The following is a 20,054-nucleotide window of genomic DNA, read 5'->3' as shown; positions in this document are numbered from 1 at the left end:
GAGCCCGGCTTTGCTGTCATCGTGGTCGCCATTACCGTCGGTGGGGAGATGCGTGTGCCAAGACCGCAGCCGCATTTGGATGAGGTTCTCAACTCTGAACCCGGGCCGCATATCGCTGCGCTCTTCGATTTCGATGGCACGATCATCTCGGGCTATTCAGCCACCGCTATGCTGCGCGAGAAATTCCAGCGCCGCGAAATGTCGGTGGAGGAGATCGCCGAGACTGCGCAGGTCATCGCGCAGCACAGTCTTGGCAATATCGGCTTTTCGGGCCTGATGAGCGCCGCTGCCAAATTCATGAAGGGGGTCGATGAGGAAAGTTTCGTCGCCTTTGGCGAGGAGCTCTACGAAAAGCATATCGCGCGCAAGATCTATCCCGAAACCCGTGCGATCATCGAGGCACACAAGGCGAAGGGGCACCGCGTCGCGATCATTTCATCGGCGACGATCTACCAGATTGCACCGACTGCGCGCGATCTTGGCATTACCGACATCAAATGCTCGGCCTATGAGATCGAAGATGGCGTTTTCACGGGCGAGATCGTCCGCCCCCTTTGCTTTGGCGAAGGCAAGGTCATCGCGGCCGAGGAACTCGCGGCCGACCATGGTCTCGATCTCGACCAGAGCTTTTTCTACTCCGACAGCGATGACGATATCGAACTGCTCGAGCGCGTCGGCAAGCCGCGCCCGCTCAATCCGAACCTGAAATTGAAGGCGATCGCCGACGAGCGCGGCTGGCCGGTGCAACGTTTTGCAAGCCGCGGCACCCCCTCGTGGATCGACTATACGCGCACCCTCTACGCGACCGGCTCGCTCGTCGGCGCCTTTGCCGCAGGGCTCCCCATCTGGGCGCTGACGCGCTCGCAGCGCGAGGCGGTCAATTTCTCGATGGGCCTCTTTGGCGATTTCGCCACCGCGATCACCGGGGTCGAGCTTGAGGTCGAGGACGAGCGCCATCTCTGGGCTTCGCGGCCCTGCGTCTTTGTCTTCAATCATCAGAGCAAGGCGGACGTGATGATCCTCGCCAAGCTCATCCGCCGCGACATGGGGGGCGTCGGGAAGAAGGAGATCCGCGATATCCCCATTCTCGGCAAGCTGATGGAGTGGGGCGGCACGGTCTTTATCGACCGCGCCGACGGCAAGAGCGCGATCCGGGCGATGGAGCCGCTGGTCGACGCGATCCGCCAGGATGGGAAGTCGATCTGCATCGCGCCCGAGGGAACGCGCACCCTTACACCAAAGCTTGGCCCTTTCAAGAAGGGCGCCTTTCATCTCGCGATGCAGGCTGGCGTGCCGATCGTTCCCATTGTCATCCACAATGCGACCGACGTTGCCCCCAAGAACGAGTTCGTGATGCGCCCCGCAACGGTGCGTGTCACCGTGCTGCCGCCGGTCGACACGTCGCGCTGGAGCGTGAAGACGATCAGCGAGCACGTCCGCGAGGTGCGCGGGATGTTCCTGCGCACGCTGGGGCAGAGCGAGGACGATCCGGAGGAGGCAGCCATGCCCGCGAAGACAGCGCCGGTGAAGAGTGCGGCGAAGCAAGCGGCGGCCCCGAGACCCGCAAAGTCGCGGGGAGCAAAGAAGGCGGCAAAGGGGTGAGGGATCCTTCCCCGGCTGTTCGCATCGCGCGAAGGCACGATGCCCTTCGCTAGCGCTCTTTCGGGGCGGCGCGCCGCTTTGCCCGAGACGCGCCGGGACCGGGCGGGGGCTTGCTGAGCCATGGCGGACGGAACGCCCCGCGCGCCCGTCGCTTCCAAGGTCGCCGCGGCCGACCGTCTCTACATCATCGACGCGCGCAATCGGGTCGAGCGGCGGGTGCTCCTCGACTGGATTCATGCAACCGCGGGCGACGTCGGCGGCGACGAGGCGCCGCAATGGGTGAGCCTCAGCATTGCCGATGGGGACCATGCGCTCGATCTCGATGCCCTCAAGCGGCGGCTCGGCGAGGCCTCGGGCCGCGAGGTCGTGCCGCTGCGCGTCGCGTGGCGCATCCCGCATTTCGAACGCGACCGCGCGCTCAAATTCCGTCACCTGATCTTCGGCGACCCGCGCCAGCCAGGAGCGCTGCGCGCGCAGCTGATCCTGTGGCGCGACCGGCGGCGCGCGCAGATACTGGTCGGCGAAGCGGCGAGCGAGGACGTGCTTCGGGCACGATTCCTGACCCAGACGGGCGGCGGGGACGCAGGGGAGGGCGAGAGCGAATTTGCCGCCTTTGTCGCGCGGCAGGCGGGGCTCGCGCTCGACGTCGCCGAGCGCGGCATCCGGGGGACGCGCTACAAGGTCCCGCGCTTCGTTGCCGACAGCCTGCGCACCAGTCCCAAGTTCCGCGCCGCGCTTGCCGATCTGGCCGAGCAGCTCGGCCGTCCGGTCGGCGATCTACACCGCGAGGCCCGGCCGCTGATGAAGGAAGTGATCGCGGTCCCGGGCGCGCTCTTCCTGGATCTGCGCGCGCGCCTCGATCGCATGATGTTCGGGGGCTACGCGCCCGAGATGGAGATCGATGCGGGCGAACTTGCAAAGCTCCGCTCGGTGCTGCGCGAGCATCCGACCTGCATCCTCTTCACCCACAAAACCTACATCGATGGCGCGACGCCGAGCCGCCTTGCCTATGAAAATGACCTCCCGATGCTCCACAGTTTCGGCGGCGCCAATCTCGATATCGCGGTGATGGGATCCTTTTTTCGCCGCTCGGGGATGATCTTCATCCGCCGCAGCTTCCAGGACCAGCCAGTCTACAAGCTGGTGCTGCGCCACTATATCGCGTGGCTCCTCACCAAGCGCTTCCCCTTGAGCTGGGCCTTCGAGGGAACGCGCTCGCGGCTCGGCAAGCTGATGCCGCCCAAATATGGCCTGATGAAATATGTCCTCGATGCAGCCCATGCGACGGGGACGGGCGACGTGCATTTCGTCCCCTTCGTCACCAGCTTCGACCTGATCCGCGATGTCGAGGAATATGCGGCCGAGCAGACAGGGCGCAGCAAGAAACCCGAATCGCTCGCCTGGTTCCTCGGCTATATGCGCAGCCTCCGCGCGCCCTCGGGTCGCATTCGCATCGACATCGGCGAACCGGTGGTGATCGAACGCGCGCCAGGGCCTGACGAGCGGCGTGCGCTCGAGCGGATCGCCTTCTCGGTCGCGGTCGAGGCGAACCGGGTGACCCCGCTCACCGTTACCTCGGTTCTTTGCCTGATGCTGCTCGGCACCGCGCCGCGCGGCGTCACCGAGGCCGAGATGCGCGCGACGATCGCGCGGGTCGTCGACTGGGCCCGCGCGCGCGATATCCGCCTCAGCCGTGAGCTGGAAAGCGGCGATGAAGGAGCGCTCGCAGCAACGCTCGACACGCTCGTGGCGAGCGGGCTTTTGACCCGCTTCGATGGGGGGAGCGAGCCCGTCTATTCGATCCCGCCTGCCCATCATCCCATGGCGAGCTATTACCGCAACATCATCGCGCACCATTTCCTCGACCGAGCGATGATCGAACTTGCGTTGTTCGCGCTACGCGACGCCGACCGCGGCGATGCGACCGAGGCTTTCTGGGCAAGGGTCGACCGGCTGCGCGACCTGTTCAAGTTCGAATTTTTCTATCCCCCGCGCGACGTGCACCGCGCCGCCCTCGAGGCGGAACTTGCGCGCATAGATTCCGCCTGGGAAAAGCGTCTCGCAAGCGGGGATCGGGGCGTTGCACAGCTCATCCGCCGCTGCCAGCCGCTCGTCGGCCATGCGATCCTTCTGCCCTTTGCCGAGGCCTATTCGGTCGTCGCCGACATCCTTTCGCGCGCCGCGCCCGGCGAGGCGGTCGACGAAAAGGCCCTGCTCGATGCAGCCCTGGTCGAGGGGCGCCAGGCCTGGCTGCTGCGCCGGATCAGCAGCGAGGCTGCGATCGGCAAATTGCTCTTTGCAAACGGGCTCGCCTTGATGCGCCATATGGGTCTTGCGGACACCGCGACCCCGGACATCCTCCGGGCGCGCCGCGCGCTGCTCGCCGAGCTTCGCGGGCTCGCCAATCTGATGGAATCGATGCGCCTTGCAACGCTCGCGCTCGCCGACCGGCTGCTGGGGCCGCCATGACGATGCTGGAAGAGAAGGAATGATGATGCTCAAGCAGCTCAGCGCGCAGGACGCCCAGTTCCTCTACACCCAGACCGCGAACAATCTCACCCATATCATGGGGGTCTATATCTACGATCCCTCGACCGCGCCCGGGGGCTTCGTCCGCTTCAAGGACATCATCCATCACGTCGAAAGCCGTCTCGACACATCGCCGCTCTTCCGGCGCCGGCTCCACCGATTGCCCTTCGATGTCGACCATCCCTATTGGGTCGAGGACGAGCATTTCGACATCGAGGCGCATATGAGCCACGCGCGCCTGCCCGAACCTGGCGACTGGCGCCAGTTCTGCATCGCGGTCGCCCGGTGGTTTTCCAAACCCATGGATATGAACCGACCGCTCTGGGACATTTACGTCATCGAGGGGCTCGACCGTGTCGAGGGCATCCCCAAGGGCAGTTTCGCGATGCTCCACCGTGTGCACCATGCCGCGGTCGACGGCGCATCGGGGGCGCACGCCTTCATCGCGATGAGCGATATCGATGCCAGGGGAACGCCGGCGATCGCCGAGCCACCGCCGCTCGAGGCGCTGGGGCGCGCGCCTTCGAGCGTCGAAACGCTCACGCGCGCGTGGTCGGCCTCGATGCAGTCACCGGTGAAGTTCATGAACGCGCTTTTGAAGGTCTCACCGGCCATCGTCGCCTCGGCGCGCCGGTCGATCGCGGAGGGCGGAATGGCCGCGGGCGTGCCGCAAACGCGTTTCAATGTGCCCGTGGGACCGCGCAAGATGTTCGACGGCACCAGCATCGCGCTCGCCGACGTCGCCGAGGTGCGAAAGAAGGTGTCCGGCGCGACGGTCAACGACGTCGTGATCGCGGCGGTCGGAGGCGCGCTGCGCAAATATCTTGAAAGCCATGGGGAGCTGCCCGAAGAAAGCCTCGTCGCCGTCGCGCCGATCAACCTGCGCGGCAAGACGAAAGGCGAAGGAAGGGGGGCCTCAAGCCCCGGCAATCAGGTCTCCGCGATGAGCGTGCCGGTGCGCACCGACATCGCCGACCCCCTCGCCCGGCTCGCGGCGATCCGCGACTTTACCCTTGAGGCGAAGGAGGCAAAGGCGGGCGTCAGCGCACGGCTGATGACCGATCTTTCGCAGCATATCCCCGGCGCGACCATGGCGGCGGTCGCGCGCATTCTCACCAGCGAACGCTTCGCGGTGCGCGGGACCAATCTTTTCATCTCGAACGTGCCGGGCGTGCAGGTACCGCTCTATCTCGCCGGCGCGCAGCTTGTTGCGCAATATGGCATGGCGCCGCTCGCCAACAATATGGGGCTGTTCATTGCGACGCCGAGCTACAATGGTCGGATCGCCTTCTCGATCATATCCGAGCGCGAGGTGATGCCCGACATCGCCTTTTTCCGCGCCTGTATCGAGGAAAGCTTTGCCGAGCTCATGGCGGCGCCGAATGGGGAGGCGGCGAAAGCCCCTACGGCAAGGCCGAAAGGAAAGGGCAAGGTCGCCGTCCCGGCGAAGCCTGCTCCCAAAGCCAGGGCGAAACCAGTTGCCAAAGGCAACGCAAGGCGCAAAACTCGGAAAAAATAACCCTCTTCGAGGACGACCGGATGATTTTCTCCCCGACGCTGAGCGCCGACGCCGAACTGGCCAATGCGCCCGACTATGCCGCCTGGTCGAAGGCGGCGCGGGCGCACGACGCGAAATCGGGAATGCAGGCGTGGCGCGAAGCCGATGCAAGCGAGCATTTCGACTTCAAGGCGATCCGCGCCCGGCTCGAGAGGCTGCGCGCCCTCTCCGCGGCGGGCGACGTCAAGGGGCTGCTCTTCGTCCTCAACGAGGGCATACACGGCAATATCGACGGAATGGGGCACGAGCGGCTTTATCAAAAGGCGCGTTTCGGGACGAAAATACTGATCGAGGCCTATGTGGCAGAGGTCGTTGCCGCGCTCGGCAAGATCGCCTCCTCGCCCGCCGTCCCGCGCGAGGAAAAGCGCGACTTCTTCCGCCGTGCCCAGCATTGCTACGGCCGCTCCGCGCTCCTGCTTTCAGGCTCGGGAAGCTTTCTTTTTTTCCATGTCGGGGTGGTAAGGGCGCTCTGGGACGAAGGCGTGCTTCCCAATATCCTTGCAGGCTCGAGCGGCGGCTCGGTCGTCGCAGCGATCGTCTCGACGCGCCAGGACCCGGAGGTCGGAGCGTTTCTCGCGAGCGAGCGGCTTGCCAACCCTGCGCGGGGCGCTGAAACCCGCCGTCTCGCCTCCGATGAGGTGCGTGCCCGGCTCGCCGAGCTCATTCCCGACCTCACCTTTCGCGAGGCGTGGGAGCGGAGCGGCCGTCATCTCAACGTCTCGGTCGCACCGGCCGAAAAGCATCAGAACGGCCGCCTTCTCAACGCGATCACGGCGCCCAATGTGCTCATCCGCGAGGCCGTGCTCGCTTCCTGCGCGGTCCCGGGGGTCTTTCCGCCCGTCATGCTGATGGCGCGGGGCGAGGACGGCGCGCGCGTGCCCTATCAGCCCGACCGTCGCTGGGTCGACGGATCGGTGACGCATGACATTCCCACCAAGCGGCTTGAGCGCCTCTACGGCGTCAACCATCATATCGTCAGCCAGGCAAACCCCCTCGCGCTGCCCTTTGCGAGCGACACGCGCAAGCAAATGGCGCCCATCGAGGCGATCCAGCACGCCTCGCTCGCAACCTTCAAAGTGTGGCTCAACGCCAATATGACGATCTTCCGCAAGCCGCTGGAACTGGTGCCGCCGCTCAACAGCCTCGCCAATCTCGCGCGCTCGGTGATCAACCAGGAATATACCGGCGACATCAATATCATCCGCCCGCCCAAATTCTGGTCGCCGACCAAGATCCTCTCCGACCTTGCGCAGGAGGATATCGACGAGCTGATCGACACCGGCATGCGCACGGCCTGGCCCAAGATCGAGATGGTGCGCACCCAGACCGCGATCAGCCGCGCGCTCGATGCGATCCTCGCGCGCGTCGACAAGGCGGGCGACGATGGCCCGGGGCATCGCAGCTCGGCGCTGACGAAGGCAGCTCGCTGAGCGTGGCGACCGGCGCACTCGTCCTTCCCGAAGGCTCGGCAGCAGCGGGGTCGGCGCTCTCGGTCACCCACTGGCTTCCCGCCGGAGCGCCGAAGGCGGTCGTTCTCCTCGCGCACGGTTATGCCGAACATGCCGGCCGCTACGCCCATGTCGCCGAGCGCCTGACGGGCAGGGGCTACGCGGTCTATGCCGTCGATCACTGGGGGCATGGCAAGTCGGACGGGACGCCGGGCTTCGTGCCGCGTTTTTCCGCCTTTACCGACGGCATGGCCGAGCTGCAGACGCTCGTCGAGGTCCAGCATTGCGGCACCCCGCGCCTGCTCCTTGGACACAGCATGGGCGGGCTCATTGCGACGCTCTTTCTGCTCGAGCGGCAGGACGCGTTCGTCGCCGCGGCGCTCTCGGGGCCAGCGATCGTCCCCGCCGCGCCGCCTTCGCGCATGACGATCTACCTCAGTCGCTTCCTCTCGCGCTTCTTCCCCAGGCTCGGTGTGCTCGCTCTCGATGCCGAGGGTGTGAGCCGCGACCCGGATGTGGTGGCGGCCTACCGCGCCGACCCCCTCGTTTACAAAGGCAAGATCGGCGCACGGCTCGGCACGGAGTTCATGGACGCGATGGCAGCGGCGCAGGCGGGCGCGGTGAGGATCAGCCTTCCGATCCTGCTCCAGCACGGAGGGGCCGACACGCTCACGGCGCCTTCAGGCTCACGCTATCTCTTCGAGCATGTCTCCTCGACCGACAAGACCCTCAAAGTCTACCCGGGGCTTTTTCATGAAATCTACAACGAGCCGGAACGCGACCAGGTGCTCGACGATCTGATCGGCTGGTTCGATGCGCATGTCGTGAAGGCATGAGTGCACGCAGGCAAGAGGAGGGCGGGAGCGCGCCATGAAAATTCTGCTCGTTCTGATTTTTGCGCCCATGATCGCGCTCATTCTTCTCTATTTTCTCTTCCCCGGCCGGCTTGTCGCGTTCGGGCGCTGGCTTCTTCGCAGGCGCGGCGGTCTCGCGCTGAAGAGCGTGACCGTCGACGGCCGCGCCTGGCCCTATCTCGAGGGCGGGGATCCGGCAAAGCCGCTCTTGCTGTTCGTTCACGGCTTTGCGGGCGACAAGGACAATTGGTCGATGATCGCGCCCTATCTCACGCGCGACTTTCATGTCATCGCCCCCGATCTGCCGGGGTTTGGGGAGAATGAGCGCAATCCCCAGCTCGCCTACGACATCGCGGCGCAGACCGCGCGGCTCAAGGGGTTCGCCGATGCCCTGGGGCTCCAATCCCCGCATCTTTGCGGCAACAGCATGGGCGGCTGGATCGCGCTGCGCTACGCGCTCGATTATCCGGATGCGCTCGCGAGCCTCATTCTCCTCAACAATGCAGGGGTGAAGGGAGCGAACGAGAGCGATCTTGAAAAACAGGCCGCCAACGAAGACTATAATCCACTCGTTCTCGCCAATCTTGAAGATGCCGACCGCCTCCTCGCGATGGTGACGCACAAGCCCCCCTTCATCCCGGCCCGGCTCAAACCCGCGCTCTATGCCGATGCGCTCAAATATCGCGATCAGCTAGACGGCGTCTTCTGGATCATCGCGACCGAAGCGCGCGACCATCCGCTCAACGACCGGCTCGGCGAGGTGAGGGTGCCGACGCTGATTCTCTGGGGCCGCCACGACCGGCTCATTGACGTCAGCTGCGTCCCCGTGCTCGAAGCCGGCATCGCGGGCAGCCGGGCACATATATTGGAGCATGTCGGGCACGTCCCGATGGTCGAGGATCCCAAGGCGACCGCCGCAATCATCCGGGACTTTCTTGGAGCGCTTGCCTAAGTCTTCGATTGCCTCATTGGTGCCCCGCCCGCCATGAGAGGGCGGCGGATCCCAGCCGGCGTGAGGAGTGCGGCCAGCGCGGCTTGCCAAGGGCTTAAAGTCGCGCCACTCTTTGCTTCAAAGAAAGGGAGGGGGCGATGCGGCTGAAGATCGGGCTGCTCGGGGGCGGTAGCTGGGGGACGACGGTCGCCTCCTTGGTGTCTCGCAATGCGCCGATCACGCTCTGGGCGCGTGATGCCGAGACAGTGGAGAGCATCAATCGCGCGCACGAGAACCCCAGATATCTCCCCGGCATTACGCTCCCCGCAGCGCTTAACGCGACCACCAGTCTCGAGGAGGTGGTGGCGAGCGCCGACGTTCTCGTCATGGGGGTGCCCTCGCACAGCTTTCGTGGGGTGCTCGAAGAGGCGAGGCGCCATCTTCGTCCCTGGGTTCCCGTCATCAGCCTCACCAAGGGGCTCGAGCTCGCCTCGGGCAAGCGGATGACCGAGCTCATCGAAGAGGTGCTGCCCGGCCACCCCGTGGGTGTCCTCACCGGCCCCAATCTCGCGCGCGAGATCATGAGCGGGCAGGCGGCAGCGAGCGTCCTGTCGATGGAAGACGAGATCGTCGTGCGCGCGCTCCAGCCCGTTTTCCACTCGGGGCTGTTTCGCGTCTACACCAATACTGATCTTCTTGGCTGCGAACTCGGCGGGGTTTTGAAGAATATCATCGCGATTGCGGTCGGGATGGGCGACGGGCTTGGCGCAGGCGACAATACGCGCGCGGGGCTGATGACGCGCGGGCTTGCCGAGATCACGCGGCTCGGCGTCGCAATGGGGGGACGCCCCGAAACCTTCGCGGGCCTCACCGGAATGGGCGACCTCATTGCAACCTGCACCAGCCCCTTGAGCCGCAATCGCCACGTCGGGGTTGAACTGGGCAAGGGGCGCCACATCGATGCGATCATCGAAGGCATGAACATGGTCGCTGAAGGCGTGAAGAGCGCGCCAACGGTGATGGCGCTCGCCAAAAAATACGGCATCGCGATGCCGATCGCGAGCGACGTTTTCGACGTGACGCAAGGAAAGCGGACGGCGCAGGAGGTGTTCAGGGGCCTCCTGCGCTCAACCGTCGGCGACGAAGCGCATCCAGGCTAGCGCGGCGCTGTGCGAAAGGCGGGGCGGGCGCGACCCCGCCTCAATAGCTTCGCGGCATCCCCAGCACATGCTCGGCGACATAGGAGAGGATCATGTTCGTGCTGATCGGCGCGACCTGGTAGAGGCGCGTCTCGCGGAACTTCCGCTCGATGTCATATTCGGCTGCAAAACCGAAGCCGCCGTGGGTCTGGATGCACGCTTCGCCCGCGGCCCAGCTGGCCTCGGCGGCGAGCATCTTCGCCATATTGGCCTCGGCCCCCGCATTCTCGCCCGCCTCATATTTGGCGATTCCGTCGTGGACGAGCAGTTCGGCGGCACGCATCTGGGTATAGGCGCGCGCGATGGGAAACTGCACCCCCTGATTCTGGCCGATCGGACGGCCGAACAGCACGCGCTCCTTTGCATAGGCCGACGCCTTGTCGATGAACCACTTGGCATCGCCGATGCATTCCGCTGCGATCAGCAGCCGCTCGGCATTCATCCCCGACAGGATATAGCGGAAACCCTTGCCCTCCTCGCCGATCAGATTGGCGGCGGGAATGCGCATATTGTCGAAGAAGACCTCGGTCGTCGCATGGTTCATCATCGTGTCGATCGGCCGGATCGTGAGCGTTCCCGCGGCGAGCGCTTCCTTCATGTCGACGAGGAAGACCGAGAGACCCTCGGTGCGGCTCGCCGCCTCTTCGCGCGGCGTCGTGCGCGCGAGCAGGATCATGAGATCGCTGTGCTCGGCGCGGCTCGTCCATAATTTCTGGCCATTGACGATGTAATGTTCGCCCTCGCGCCTCGCCGTGGTCTTGAGGCTCAGCGTATCGGTGCCGCTCGTCGGTTCGGTGACCCCGAACGCCTGCAGGCGCAGCTCACCCGTCGCGACGCGCGGCAGATAGCGGGCCTTCTGTTCTTCGGACCCGTGGCGCAGCACCGTTCCCATCACGTACATTTGCGCGTGCACCGCGCCGCCGTTGCATCCCTGGCGCTGGATTTCCTCGAGGATCGCCGCGGCTGCGGAGAGTGGCAGGCCCGCGCCGCCATATTCCTCGGGGATGAGCGCGGCGAGATAGCCCGCCTCGCCGAGCGCCGCGACGAACTCTGAAGGATATTCGCGCCGCTTGTCCTTCGCCTGCCAATAGGGGCCGGGAAAGGCGGCGCAGAGCTTTGCGACCTCTTCGCGGATGGCGGTGTAATCCTGCATGGGCCTTCTATCCTCAGATCGGATCATAGCCGAAGACGTCGCCTGAGCGTTCATCGGGGCGAGCGAAGCTGGGGCGGAACGCGGGCAAGAGCTCGTCTGCGATCGCCTGCGGGGTCCAGCCCTCGCTCTTCTGCATCGAGCGGATCGGGCGCGGCTTTGAGAAAAGGAAAATCTCGTTCTTGCGCACGCCAAAGATCTGGTTGGTCACCTCTTTGGCCGCGTCGCTCGCGAGGAAGGCAACGAGCGGCGCAATCTTGTCGGCGCTCATCGTCTTCATCCGCTCGACCCGTGCAATCTCTTCGGGCGTCGTTGCCGGGATCGAGGCGGTCATGCGGCTCCAGGCAAAGGGCGCGATGCAGTTCGAGCGCACGCCCGCGCGCGCCATGTCGAGCGCAATCGACTGCGAGAGGCCGACGATGCCGAGCTTTGCCGCCGAATAATTGGCCTGGCCGAAATTGCCGATGAGCCCGCTCGTCGAGGTGAAGTGGATGAAGCTTCCCGATCCCTGCTCGCGAAAATAGGGCGTTGCCGCTTTCGATACGTTGAAGCAGCCGTTGAGATGGACATCGATCACAGCGGCCCAGTCCTCGTGGCTGAGCTTGTGCCAGATGCGGTCGCGCAGGATGCCGGCATTGTTGACCACGGCGTCGATGCGCCCGAAATTCTGCACTGCATCCTCGATGATGCTCGCCGCGCCCCTGGGGTCGGCAACGCTTGCGCCGTTGACCACCGCGCGGCCGCCGGCTGCCTTGATATCGTTCACTGTCTCTTCGGCGGGCGAGAGGTCAGCGCCTTCGCCTTCGCCCGAGGTGCCAAGGTCGTTGACCACCACGGCGGCGCCCTCGCGCGCACAAAGAAGGGCGATCTCGCGCCCGACCCCGCGTCCTGCGCCCGTCACCGCCACCACCTTGTCCGTAAGCAGCCCGCTCATGCTTGAGTCTCCTCTTTCCTATCGATGATGGGGCTAGGGGAGTAGCGCGGCTATTTCAATATCCAGAAAGATGTTTTCATATATATGAAAATGGGAGGCGCCTGCCCCCGCTTGCCATCGCGCGCCTTCAAGCCGAACCCAGCCGGCATGGCCCTCTCGCTCGCCGCCCGGATCGCCGTCGTCGCTGGCCCCCGCCGCAGCGTGGCGGGGGGCGGCGGATCCCGTCTAGATGCCCGCCTCGGCAAGCAGCGCCTTCGCCTTTGCTCCCTGCCAGTCGATCGCGCCGATTATCCGCCACAATTCCTTGCCTTCGGCATCGTAGAGAATGCTTGTGGGAAGCGCGCTGCTCGCCGCATCGAGAAGAGCGTTCTCGGGGTCGACATAGGGCTGGAGCGAGGTGAGCCCAGCCTTCTGGAACCAGGGGTCGACGACCGCGGCGCCCTGGAGGTCCTGCGCGACCGCGATCACCGTCATTGCCTTGTCCTGCTGCGCCGCGAGCGCGTCGAGCGTCGGCATTTCCGCGACGCAGGGCGCGCACCAGGTCGCCCAGAGATTGACGAGGAGCGGCCGGCCCTTGAAGGCTGTGAGCGTCACCGGCGCATTGTCGGGGCCGAAAAAGCGCGCGGAGGGAGCCGCCTCGCCCGCATGCGAGCGATCGATCTGATGCTGGAAGGTTCCGGCGCTGCGCGCATCCTTCGCTTCATCGGGGGCAATATTTGCTTGCGACGCCCCCGCTTGCTCCTGGTCCCGCTTTTCCCTATCGCAGCCGGCGATCGACCCCGCCAGCAGGATGGCGAGGAGGGCAATTTTCGGATCTAGGGCGCGGCGAATGGCGGAATCTCCGGACAAGAGCAGCATGTGGGGCGGCCGCTTCGGGGGCGGTCCCGCGGCGATCATGCAGGAAATAAACGCCTCAATCCCCGTGGACAAGCGCTTGTGGGAAGAAGATATTGCGGCCAGCCGCGCGCATGCCGCGATGCTCGGAGCGCAGGGCATCATCACCGCGGCTGATGCTGCAGCGATCGACGCAGGCCTTGCCGAAATCGCCGCCGAGTTCGCCCGCGACGGGGTGCCCGTCGACCTTGCGCTTGAGGATATCCACATGACGGTGGAATCGCGGCTCAAGGAAATTGTCGGCGAGCCTGCCGGACGCCTTCACACCGCGCGCTCGCGCAACGACCAGGTCGCAACCGATTTCCGCCTCTGGGTGCGCGGCGCATGCGAGCGCATCGACGCGGGGCTGAAGGGCCTCCAGGCCGCGCTGCTTGCGCGCGCCGAGGAGCATGCCGCGAGCATCATGCCGGGCTTTACCCATCTTCAGGTCGCGCAGCCGGTGACGCTTGGTCATCATCTTCTTGCCTATGTCGAGATGGCGGCGCGCGACCGCGGGCGCTTTTCTGACGCGCGCTCGCGGCTCAACGAATCGCCGCTCGGCGCCGCGGCGCTTGCGGGCACGGGCTTTGCGGTCGATCGCGATGCGACCGCCAAGGCGCTCGGCTTTGCGCGTCCGATGGCGAACAGCATCGACGCCGTCTCCGACCGCGACTTTGCCCTTGAATTCTGCGCTGCCGCCGCGATCGCCGCACTGCACCTCTCGCGCCTCGCGGAGGAAATCGTGATCTGGGCAAGCCAGCCCTTCGGCTTTGTCGCGCTGCCCGATGCCTGGTCGACAGGCAGCTCGATCATGCCGCAAAAGCGCAATCCCGACGCGGCCGAGCTCGTGCGCGGGCGTGCAGGGCTGCTCCTCGGAGCCTTCCAGCGGCTCGCGGTTATCGTCAAGGGGCTGCCGCTCACCTATTCGAAGGATCTGCAGGACGACAAGGAGACGGTGTTCGGCGCCTTCGACGCGCTTGCGCTGTCGCTTGCCGCGCTCACCGGGATGGTCGAGACGCTGACCTTCCGCACCGACCGGATGCGCGCGCTCGCCGCCTCGGGTTTTTCGACTGCGACCGACCTTGCCGACTGGCTGGTGCGCGAGGCAGGGGTGCCCTTCCGCGAGGCGCACCACATCGTGGGTGCGTGCGTGAAACGATCCGAAGAGCTTGGCGTTGAACTTTCGGCGCTGCCTGCGGCCGAGGCAGCGGCGATCCACGCGGCCGTCACCCCCGAGGCGCTCGCAGCGCTCACCGTCGAGGCGTCGGTTGCAAGCCGCATCAGCTATGGCGGCACCGCGCCCGAACGGGTAAGGCAGGCCATTGCCGCGGCGCGCGCCGCGCTGGAGAGTTGACGATGCAGACCCGCCCGCTCATCGCCGCGATCGTGTCGGCCGCCGCCCTTGCAGCAACGCTCGGCGCGTGCGGCAGCCGCGAGGACTTGAAGCCCGTGGTGGGCCAGGCCCCGCCGGTCATCCCCATCGGCGCGACGCGCCCCCCGACGAATGAGGAGCTCACGACGCCTGACGCGCAGGCCAAGCCCGCGCGCAGCGACGAACTTCTCAAACGGTCCGAACAGCGCGAACCCGACGACTTCGATCTGCCCCCGCCGGGCTGACCAAACCCCCGGCCTCCCGCTCGCATCGCGCCCCATCGAGACCCCCACGATCTTTCCTATCCCTCGGGGCATCTCGATCGCTCGATGCGCGTGCAAATGATGATGATCAGGATTTCCTTCGATGGACCATTTTGAACTTCGTGACGGCGTCCTCCACGCCGAAGATATCCCCCTGCCGCAGATTGCCGCTGAGGTGGGAACCCCCGTCTATGTCTATTCGCGTGCGACGCTCGAGCGTCATGCGCAGGTCTTCCGCGACGCGCTCAAGGATGTGCCGAAGAAGCACCTTGCCTTCGCGATCAAGTGCAACCCCAATCTCGGCGTGCTGCGCGTGCTCGCGCGGCAGGGCTACGGCGCCGACGTCGTCTCGGGGGGCGAGCTTGAACGCGCGCTCGCCTCGGGCATGGCGGCTGAAGACATCGTCTTCTCGGGCGTCGGCAAGACGCGTGCCGAGCTTGCGCAGGGTCTCGACCGCGGCATCGGCCAGTTCAACATCGAGCATGAGCCCGAGGGCGCCGCGCTCGCAGAGATTGCGCTTGCGCGCGAGACGACAGCCAATGCGGTGCTGCGTGTCAACCCCGACGTCGACGCAGGCACGCATGCCAAAATCTCGACCGGCAAGGCCGAAAACAAGTTCGGGGTCGGCATCGATGTCGCGCCCCAGATCTTCGCGCGGCTCGCCGCGCTACCCGGGCTCAACCTGCGCGGGGTCGCGCTCCATATCGGAAGCCAGCTCACCAGCCTCGCGCCGCTTGAGGCCGCGTTCGAGCGCGTCGGCCTCCTTGTTTCGGATCTGCGCGCCGCGGGGCACAGCATCACCCATGTCGATCTCGGCGGCGGGCTCGGCGTGCCCTACAAGCCGGGTGACAATCCGCCGAGCCCTGCCGACTATGGCGCGATGGTGGCGCGCGTCACGAAGGACTGGGATGTCACGCTGATGTTCGAACCCGGCCGTGTGATCGCGGGCAACACCGGGGTGCTCCTGACCGAAGTGCTCTGGGTGAAGCCCGGCGCGTCAAACCCCTTTGTCATCGTCGATGCCGCGATGAACGATCTGGCGCGCCCCGCGCTTTACGATGCCTATCACGATTTCGTGGCGGTGAAGCCGACGGGCGAGAAGATGACCGCATCGATCGTCGGCCCGGTCTGCGAAACCGGCGACACCTTCGCGCGCGACCGAGAGATCGACGCCGTGCAAGCCGGCGACCTTGCCGTCTTTCGCACCGCGGGCGCCTATGGCGCGACGATGGCGTCGACCTACAACAGCCGCAGCCTCGTCCCCGAAGTGCTCGTCGATGGCGGGCGCTACATCGTCGTCGCTGACCGGATCGCCGCCGGCACGATCATGGCGGCCGAGCGCGTGCCGGACTGGATCGACTGACGCGCGAGCGCTCTCTAGCCTGCAGGACGCCGGGGGGGGGCGCCCGGGCGGCGTGTCGCAGCGCCCCCGTCCACCTCCGCCTCTCCCCTCACGCGGATGGGCTTGCTAAGAGTTGCCTCATGCACCAGTTCCCCCTCTTCCTCACGCTTGCCGGCCGAACCGTCGTAATCGTCGGGACCGGCGCCGCGGCCGAGGCCAAGGCGCGGCTCGTCGCGCGGGCAGGGGGGCGGGTCGTTGCCGCGTGGGAGCCTGGCGCGGCCATCGGTTTCGTCGCGCTCGAGGATGAGGCCGCCGCGCGCGCTGCGGCCGAGGCGCTGCGCGCGCACGGGCTTCTCGTCAACGTCGTCGACCGGCCCGATCTTTGCGATTTCACAACCCCGGCCATTGTCGAGCGCGCGCCCGTCACCATCGCGGTCGCCACCGGCGGCGCGTCGGCGGGTCTTGCCAAAGCGATCCGCCAGCGCATCGAGGCACTGCTTCCCGAAGGGCTCGGCGCTCTCGCCGCCGCGCTCCACGCCGCCCGCGCGGCGATGACCGAGCGCTGGCCGGCCGCTGCCGACCGGCGCCGCGCGATCGACGCCGCGCTTGCCGAAGGCGGTGTGCTCGACCCGCTCGACGAGGGGGCAGCAGAGCGCGTCGAGGCCTGGCTCGCGTCGGCGAGCACCGGCGACGGCGCGGACCCCCTGGCGCCCGCGCGCCTCGAAATCCTGGCGCTTGCGAGCAACGACCCTGACGAGCTCACCTTGCGCGCGGCGCGGCTCCTCGGGCAGGCCGACTTTATTTTCCACCACCCGGCGGTTGCCCCTGCGATCCTGACGCGCGCCCGCGCCGACGCGGTGCGCACCGAGGCGCAAGTCCCCCCCGCCGACGTGCCGCCGGGCCTGTCGCTATGGCTTGGAGCCCCCGGCGCCTCCGGCCCCGCCTGAGGGGCGCGGCGGCACGACTCGGCTGCTGACAGCGCGGCAAACCCCTGCTAACGCGCGCGCCATGACAACGCCTCTCTCGCATATCCGTAATTTTTCGATCATCGCGCACATCGACCATGGCAAGTCGACGCTCGCCGACCGGCTGATCCAGTTCACCGGCGGCCTCACCGAGCGCGAGATGTCGGCGCAGGTCCTCGACAATATGGACATCGAGAAGGAGCGCGGGATCACCATCAAGGCGCAAACAGTGCGCCTTTCGTACAAGGCGAAAGATGGCGAGACCTATCAGCTCAACCTCATGGACACGCCCGGTCACGTCGACTTTGCCTATGAAGTGTCGCGCAGCCTGGCTGCGTGCGAGGGCGCGCTCCTCGTCGTCGACGCCGCGCAAGGGGTCGAGGCGCAGACGCTCGCCAACGTCTATCAGTCGATCGAGCATGATCACGAGATCGTGCCGGTAATCAACAAGATCGACCTTCCCGCCGCCGACGTCGACAAGGTGAAGGCCGAGATCGAGGATATCATCGGCCTGCCCGCCGACGATGCGGTGCTCGCATCGGCCAAATCGGGGATCGGCATCGAGGAATGCCTCGAGGCGATTGTCGCCAAGATCCCGCCGCCCAAGGGCGATGGGTCGGCGCCGCTCGTCGCGATGCTCGTCGACAGCTGGTACGACCCCTATCTCGGGGTCGTCATTCTCGTCCGGGTCGTCGATGGCGTCCTGAAGAAAGGTCAGCAGATCAAGTTCATGCAGGCGGGCACCACCCACCTCATCGACCGCGTCGGCTGCTTCACGCCCAAGAGGCAGGACCTCACCGAGATCGGCCCGGGCGAAATCGGCTTCATCACCGCGCAGATCAAGGATGTTGCACAGGCGCGTGTCGGCGACACGGTCACCGACGCGAAAAAGCCTGCCGCAGCGCCGCTGCCGGGGTTCAAGGAGGTCCAGCCGGTCGTGTTCTGCGGCCTCTTCCCGACCGACGCCAATGACTTTGAAAAGCTGCGCGAGAGCATCCAGAAGCTGCGCCTCAACGATGCTTCGTTCAGCTTCGAAATGGAGACGAGCGCGGCGCTGGGCTTTGGCTTCCGCTGCGGCTTCTTGGGGCTCCTCCACCTCGAGATCATCCAGGAGCGGCTCACCCGCGAATATGATCTCGACCTCATCACCACCGCGCCCTCGGTGGTCTACAAGCTCAAGCTCACCCGGTCGAAGGATGGCGGGCCGACCGAAATGGAGCTCCACAACCCCGCCGACATGCCCGACCCCAACCGGATCGAGGAGATCGAGGAGCCGTGGATCGAGGCGGTGATCTATGTTCCCGATGAATATCTGGGCTCGATCCTGAAACTCTGCCAGGACCGCCGCGGTATCCAGAAGAATCTTACCTATGTCGGCGGCCGCGCGCAGATCACCTACGAGCTGCCCTTGAACGAGGTGGTATTCGACTTCTACGACCGGCTGAAGAGCATTTCGCGGGGCTATGCCTCGTTCGACTACCACCAGATCGGCCACCGCCCGGGCGACCTCGTCAAGATGAGCATCCTCGTCAACAACGAGCCCGTCGATGCGCTCTCGATGATCGTTCACCGCGGCTCGGCAGAAAGCCGCGGCCGCGGCATGTGCGAACGGCTGAAGGACCTCATTCCCCGCCACATGTTCAAGATTCCGATCCAGGCAGCGATCGGCGGCAAGGTGATCGCCCGCGAGACGATCGCGGCGCTGCGCAAGGACGTGACCGCCAAATGCTATGGCGGCGATGCGACCCGCAAGAAAAAGCTCCTCGAAAAGCAGAAAGAGGGCAAGAAGCGGATGCGCGAATATGGGAATGTCAACATCCCCCAGGAGGCGTTTATCGCCGCGCTTCGCATGGGCGACGATGCCTGATCCTTCAGATTAGGGCGGGGAGGCTGCTCCCTTGCCGCGCCCGCGCGGCCGCCCTATCGTCTTCCCATGGTTCGCGGCCGGGAGATCGGGATGGCAACGACCGCGCGGATGCCGCTCGGCGGCATTGAAGTGCATAGCGTGCTTGCCGACGGCACTGCCGTCTGCCTTCGTGCCATTACGCCCGCGGACGAGCCGCTGCTGCGCGAGGGGATCACAAGGCTCTCGGCCGAGGCGCGCTATCTGCGCTTCTTCTCGCCCGCGCCGATGCCGCCCGACAACGTGGTCGAGCGGCTGGTCGACGTCGACGGGCACGATCATATCGCATGGGGTGCGCTGTGTACCGAATGCGAAGGGACGCCCGCAATCGGCGCGGTGCACGCGGTGCGCTATGCGCATGGCGGCCGGATTGGCGAATATTCGGTCGCGGTGATCGACGCCTTTCATGGCAAGGGGCTCGCGCGCATGATGACCACGGCGCTCTTGATCCAGTGCCTGGCTGAAGGGCTGACCGTGCTCGACGTTCACATATTGTCCGAGAACCTCGCCGCGGTGCGGCTGGTCGGATCGCTCGGCGCCAAATGGGAGCGCGCGGCGGCGGGCGTGTCCGAATATCGGCTCGATGTCGCAGGCGCGCTCGATCGGCTGCGCCGCGACACTGCGGCGCGCGGGGTGCAGGACGTGTTTCGCACGCTTTGCGGCCGCGCATAGAAAAGGGCGCCGCGGCGAGGCCGGGCGCCCTTCCTGCAGCCTTCGCAAAGGAAGGCCGGCTTTTACTGTTGCGTGTCGCCGACGCCAGTTTCCGACGGAGCGATTTCGCCATTGTCGTCCATCGCGTTGGCCTTTTCCTCGCCCTGCTCTTCGACGACGTCGGCCTTCTTTTCCATGGCCTCCTTCGCCGGGCCTTCGGGCATGGCGTCGGCCTGGGCGTCGATCGCTTCAGCCTGGGCTTCGGCCTGATCCTCGACCCTGTCGGCTTCCGGGCTCTGGCAAGCGCCGAGCGCGAGCGCCGACGCGGCGGTGAGGGTGATTGCAAACTTGCGCATATGAGTGATCTCCTGATTGACTCCGTGCCTTAACGCTGAGTGAACGCAGGGGTTGCACGCAAATTGTCAAATATCGGGAAAGCCGCGCATTTTTCTGCTGAAAAGGTCGGATATGCGGGGCGTT

The 20,054-nt window shown here is 65.8% G+C and carries 17 protein-coding genes; 13 read left to right on the top strand and 4 right to left on the bottom strand.

Going from position 1 to position 20,054, the window contains the following annotated elements:
- The first annotated feature begins 21 nt into the window (after positions 1-21).
- The 7 genes from LH20_RS13620 to LH20_RS13590 all read left to right on the top strand — a co-directional run bounded on the left by LH20_RS13620 (position 22) and on the right by LH20_RS13590 (position 10,082).
- On the top strand, positions 22-1,602 hold the full coding sequence (locus LH20_RS13620) for an HAD-IB family hydrolase (protein ID WP_235526983.1): 1,581 nt from the start codon (positions 22-24) through the stop codon (positions 1,600-1,602).
- Positions 1,603-1,722: 120 nt separating this feature from the next.
- A complete protein-coding gene (locus LH20_RS13615) occupies positions 1,723-4,071 on the top strand; it encodes a glycerol-3-phosphate 1-O-acyltransferase (RefSeq protein WP_053554673.1) in 2,349 nt (782 codons plus the stop codon).
- 25 nt (positions 4,072-4,096) lie between these two features.
- Complete coding sequence (locus LH20_RS13610) at positions 4,097-5,650, top strand: WS/DGAT/MGAT family O-acyltransferase (protein WP_053556286.1); 1,554 nt, start codon at positions 4,097-4,099, stop codon at positions 5,648-5,650.
- A 20-nt stretch (positions 5,651-5,670) separates the two neighbouring features.
- The gene (locus LH20_RS13605; RefSeq protein WP_053554672.1) at positions 5,671-7,119 is read left to right on the top strand and encodes a DUF3336 domain-containing protein; all 1,449 of its coding nucleotides are present in this window, start codon (positions 5,671-5,673) and stop codon (positions 7,117-7,119) included.
- A 2-nt stretch (positions 7,120-7,121) separates the two neighbouring features.
- Positions 7,122-7,973, top strand: a complete 852-nt coding sequence (locus LH20_RS13600) for an alpha/beta hydrolase (RefSeq protein WP_053554671.1) — start codon at positions 7,122-7,124, stop codon at positions 7,971-7,973.
- 34 nt (positions 7,974-8,007) lie between these two features.
- Positions 8,008-8,943 (top strand): alpha/beta fold hydrolase, encoded by a 936-nt coding sequence (locus tag LH20_RS13595; RefSeq protein WP_053554670.1) that lies wholly within the window; start codon positions 8,008-8,010, stop codon positions 8,941-8,943.
- Positions 8,944-9,080: 137 nt separating this feature from the next.
- Entirely contained in the window at positions 9,081-10,082 is a 1,002-nt protein-coding gene (locus LH20_RS13590; RefSeq protein ID WP_053554669.1) for an NAD(P)H-dependent glycerol-3-phosphate dehydrogenase, read from the top strand.
- Positions 10,083-10,122: 40 nt separating this feature from the next.
- On the opposite strand, the gene LH20_RS13585 is transcribed toward LH20_RS13590, so the two are convergent.
- The 3 genes from LH20_RS13585 to LH20_RS13575 form a co-directional block, all read right to left on the bottom strand.
- Positions 10,123-11,274: an acyl-CoA dehydrogenase family protein gene (locus tag LH20_RS13585; RefSeq protein ID WP_053554668.1), complete on the bottom strand. Its 1,152-nt coding sequence runs from the start codon at positions 11,272-11,274 to the stop codon at positions 10,123-10,125.
- 13 nt (positions 11,275-11,287) lie between these two features.
- Positions 11,288-12,205 carry an SDR family NAD(P)-dependent oxidoreductase gene (locus LH20_RS13580; RefSeq protein ID WP_053554667.1) on the bottom strand — a complete coding sequence of 306 codons (918 nt, stop codon included), beginning with the start codon at positions 12,203-12,205 and terminating at the stop codon, positions 11,288-11,290.
- Positions 12,206-12,430: 225 nt separating this feature from the next.
- Positions 12,431-13,063, bottom strand: a complete 633-nt coding sequence (locus tag LH20_RS13575; protein WP_053554666.1) for a TlpA family protein disulfide reductase — start codon at positions 13,061-13,063, stop codon at positions 12,431-12,433.
- Between LH20_RS13575 and argH the strand changes: the two genes are divergently transcribed.
- The 6 genes from argH (at position 13,062) to LH20_RS13545 (ending at position 19,595) form a co-directional block, all read left to right on the top strand.
- Positions 13,062-14,432 (top strand): argininosuccinate lyase, encoded by a 1,371-nt coding sequence (gene argH, locus LH20_RS13570; RefSeq protein ID WP_053554665.1) that lies wholly within the window; start codon positions 13,062-13,064, stop codon positions 14,430-14,432. The two genes, LH20_RS13575 and argH, sit on opposite strands and share 2 nt — an antisense overlap.
- Before the next feature lie 2 nt (positions 14,433-14,434).
- Positions 14,435-14,695, top strand: coding sequence for a hypothetical protein (locus LH20_RS13565; protein ID WP_053554664.1), 261 nt, complete (start codon positions 14,435-14,437; stop codon positions 14,693-14,695).
- Positions 14,696-14,816: 121 nt separating this feature from the next.
- Positions 14,817-16,076, top strand: coding sequence for a diaminopimelate decarboxylase (gene lysA / locus LH20_RS13560; protein WP_053554663.1), 1,260 nt, complete (start codon positions 14,817-14,819; stop codon positions 16,074-16,076).
- Between the two features lie 119 nt (positions 16,077-16,195).
- Complete coding sequence (locus tag LH20_RS13555) at positions 16,196-17,002, top strand: precorrin-2 dehydrogenase/sirohydrochlorin ferrochelatase family protein (protein WP_053554662.1); 807 nt, start codon at positions 16,196-16,198, stop codon at positions 17,000-17,002.
- A gap of 61 nt (positions 17,003-17,063) precedes the next feature.
- Entirely contained in the window at positions 17,064-18,887 is a 1,824-nt protein-coding gene (gene lepA, locus LH20_RS13550; protein WP_053554661.1) for a translation elongation factor 4, read from the top strand.
- A 66-nt stretch (positions 18,888-18,953) separates the two neighbouring features.
- Positions 18,954-19,595 (top strand): GNAT family N-acetyltransferase, encoded by a 642-nt coding sequence (locus LH20_RS13545; protein ID WP_235526982.1) that lies wholly within the window; start codon positions 18,954-18,956, stop codon positions 19,593-19,595.
- A 62-nt stretch (positions 19,596-19,657) separates the two neighbouring features.
- Here LH20_RS13545 and LH20_RS13540 read toward each other — a convergent pair whose 3' ends face one another.
- Positions 19,658-19,930 (bottom strand): hypothetical protein, encoded by a 273-nt coding sequence (locus tag LH20_RS13540; RefSeq protein ID WP_053554659.1) that lies wholly within the window; start codon positions 19,928-19,930, stop codon positions 19,658-19,660.
- Positions 19,931-20,054 lie beyond the last annotated feature (124 nt).

The sequence above is a fragment of the Sphingopyxis sp. 113P3 genome (genome assembly GCF_001278035.1).
Classification (GTDB): Bacteria; Pseudomonadota; Alphaproteobacteria; order Sphingomonadales; family Sphingomonadaceae; genus Sphingopyxis.
This window is presented reverse-complemented; position numbering and strand designations above follow the sequence as displayed.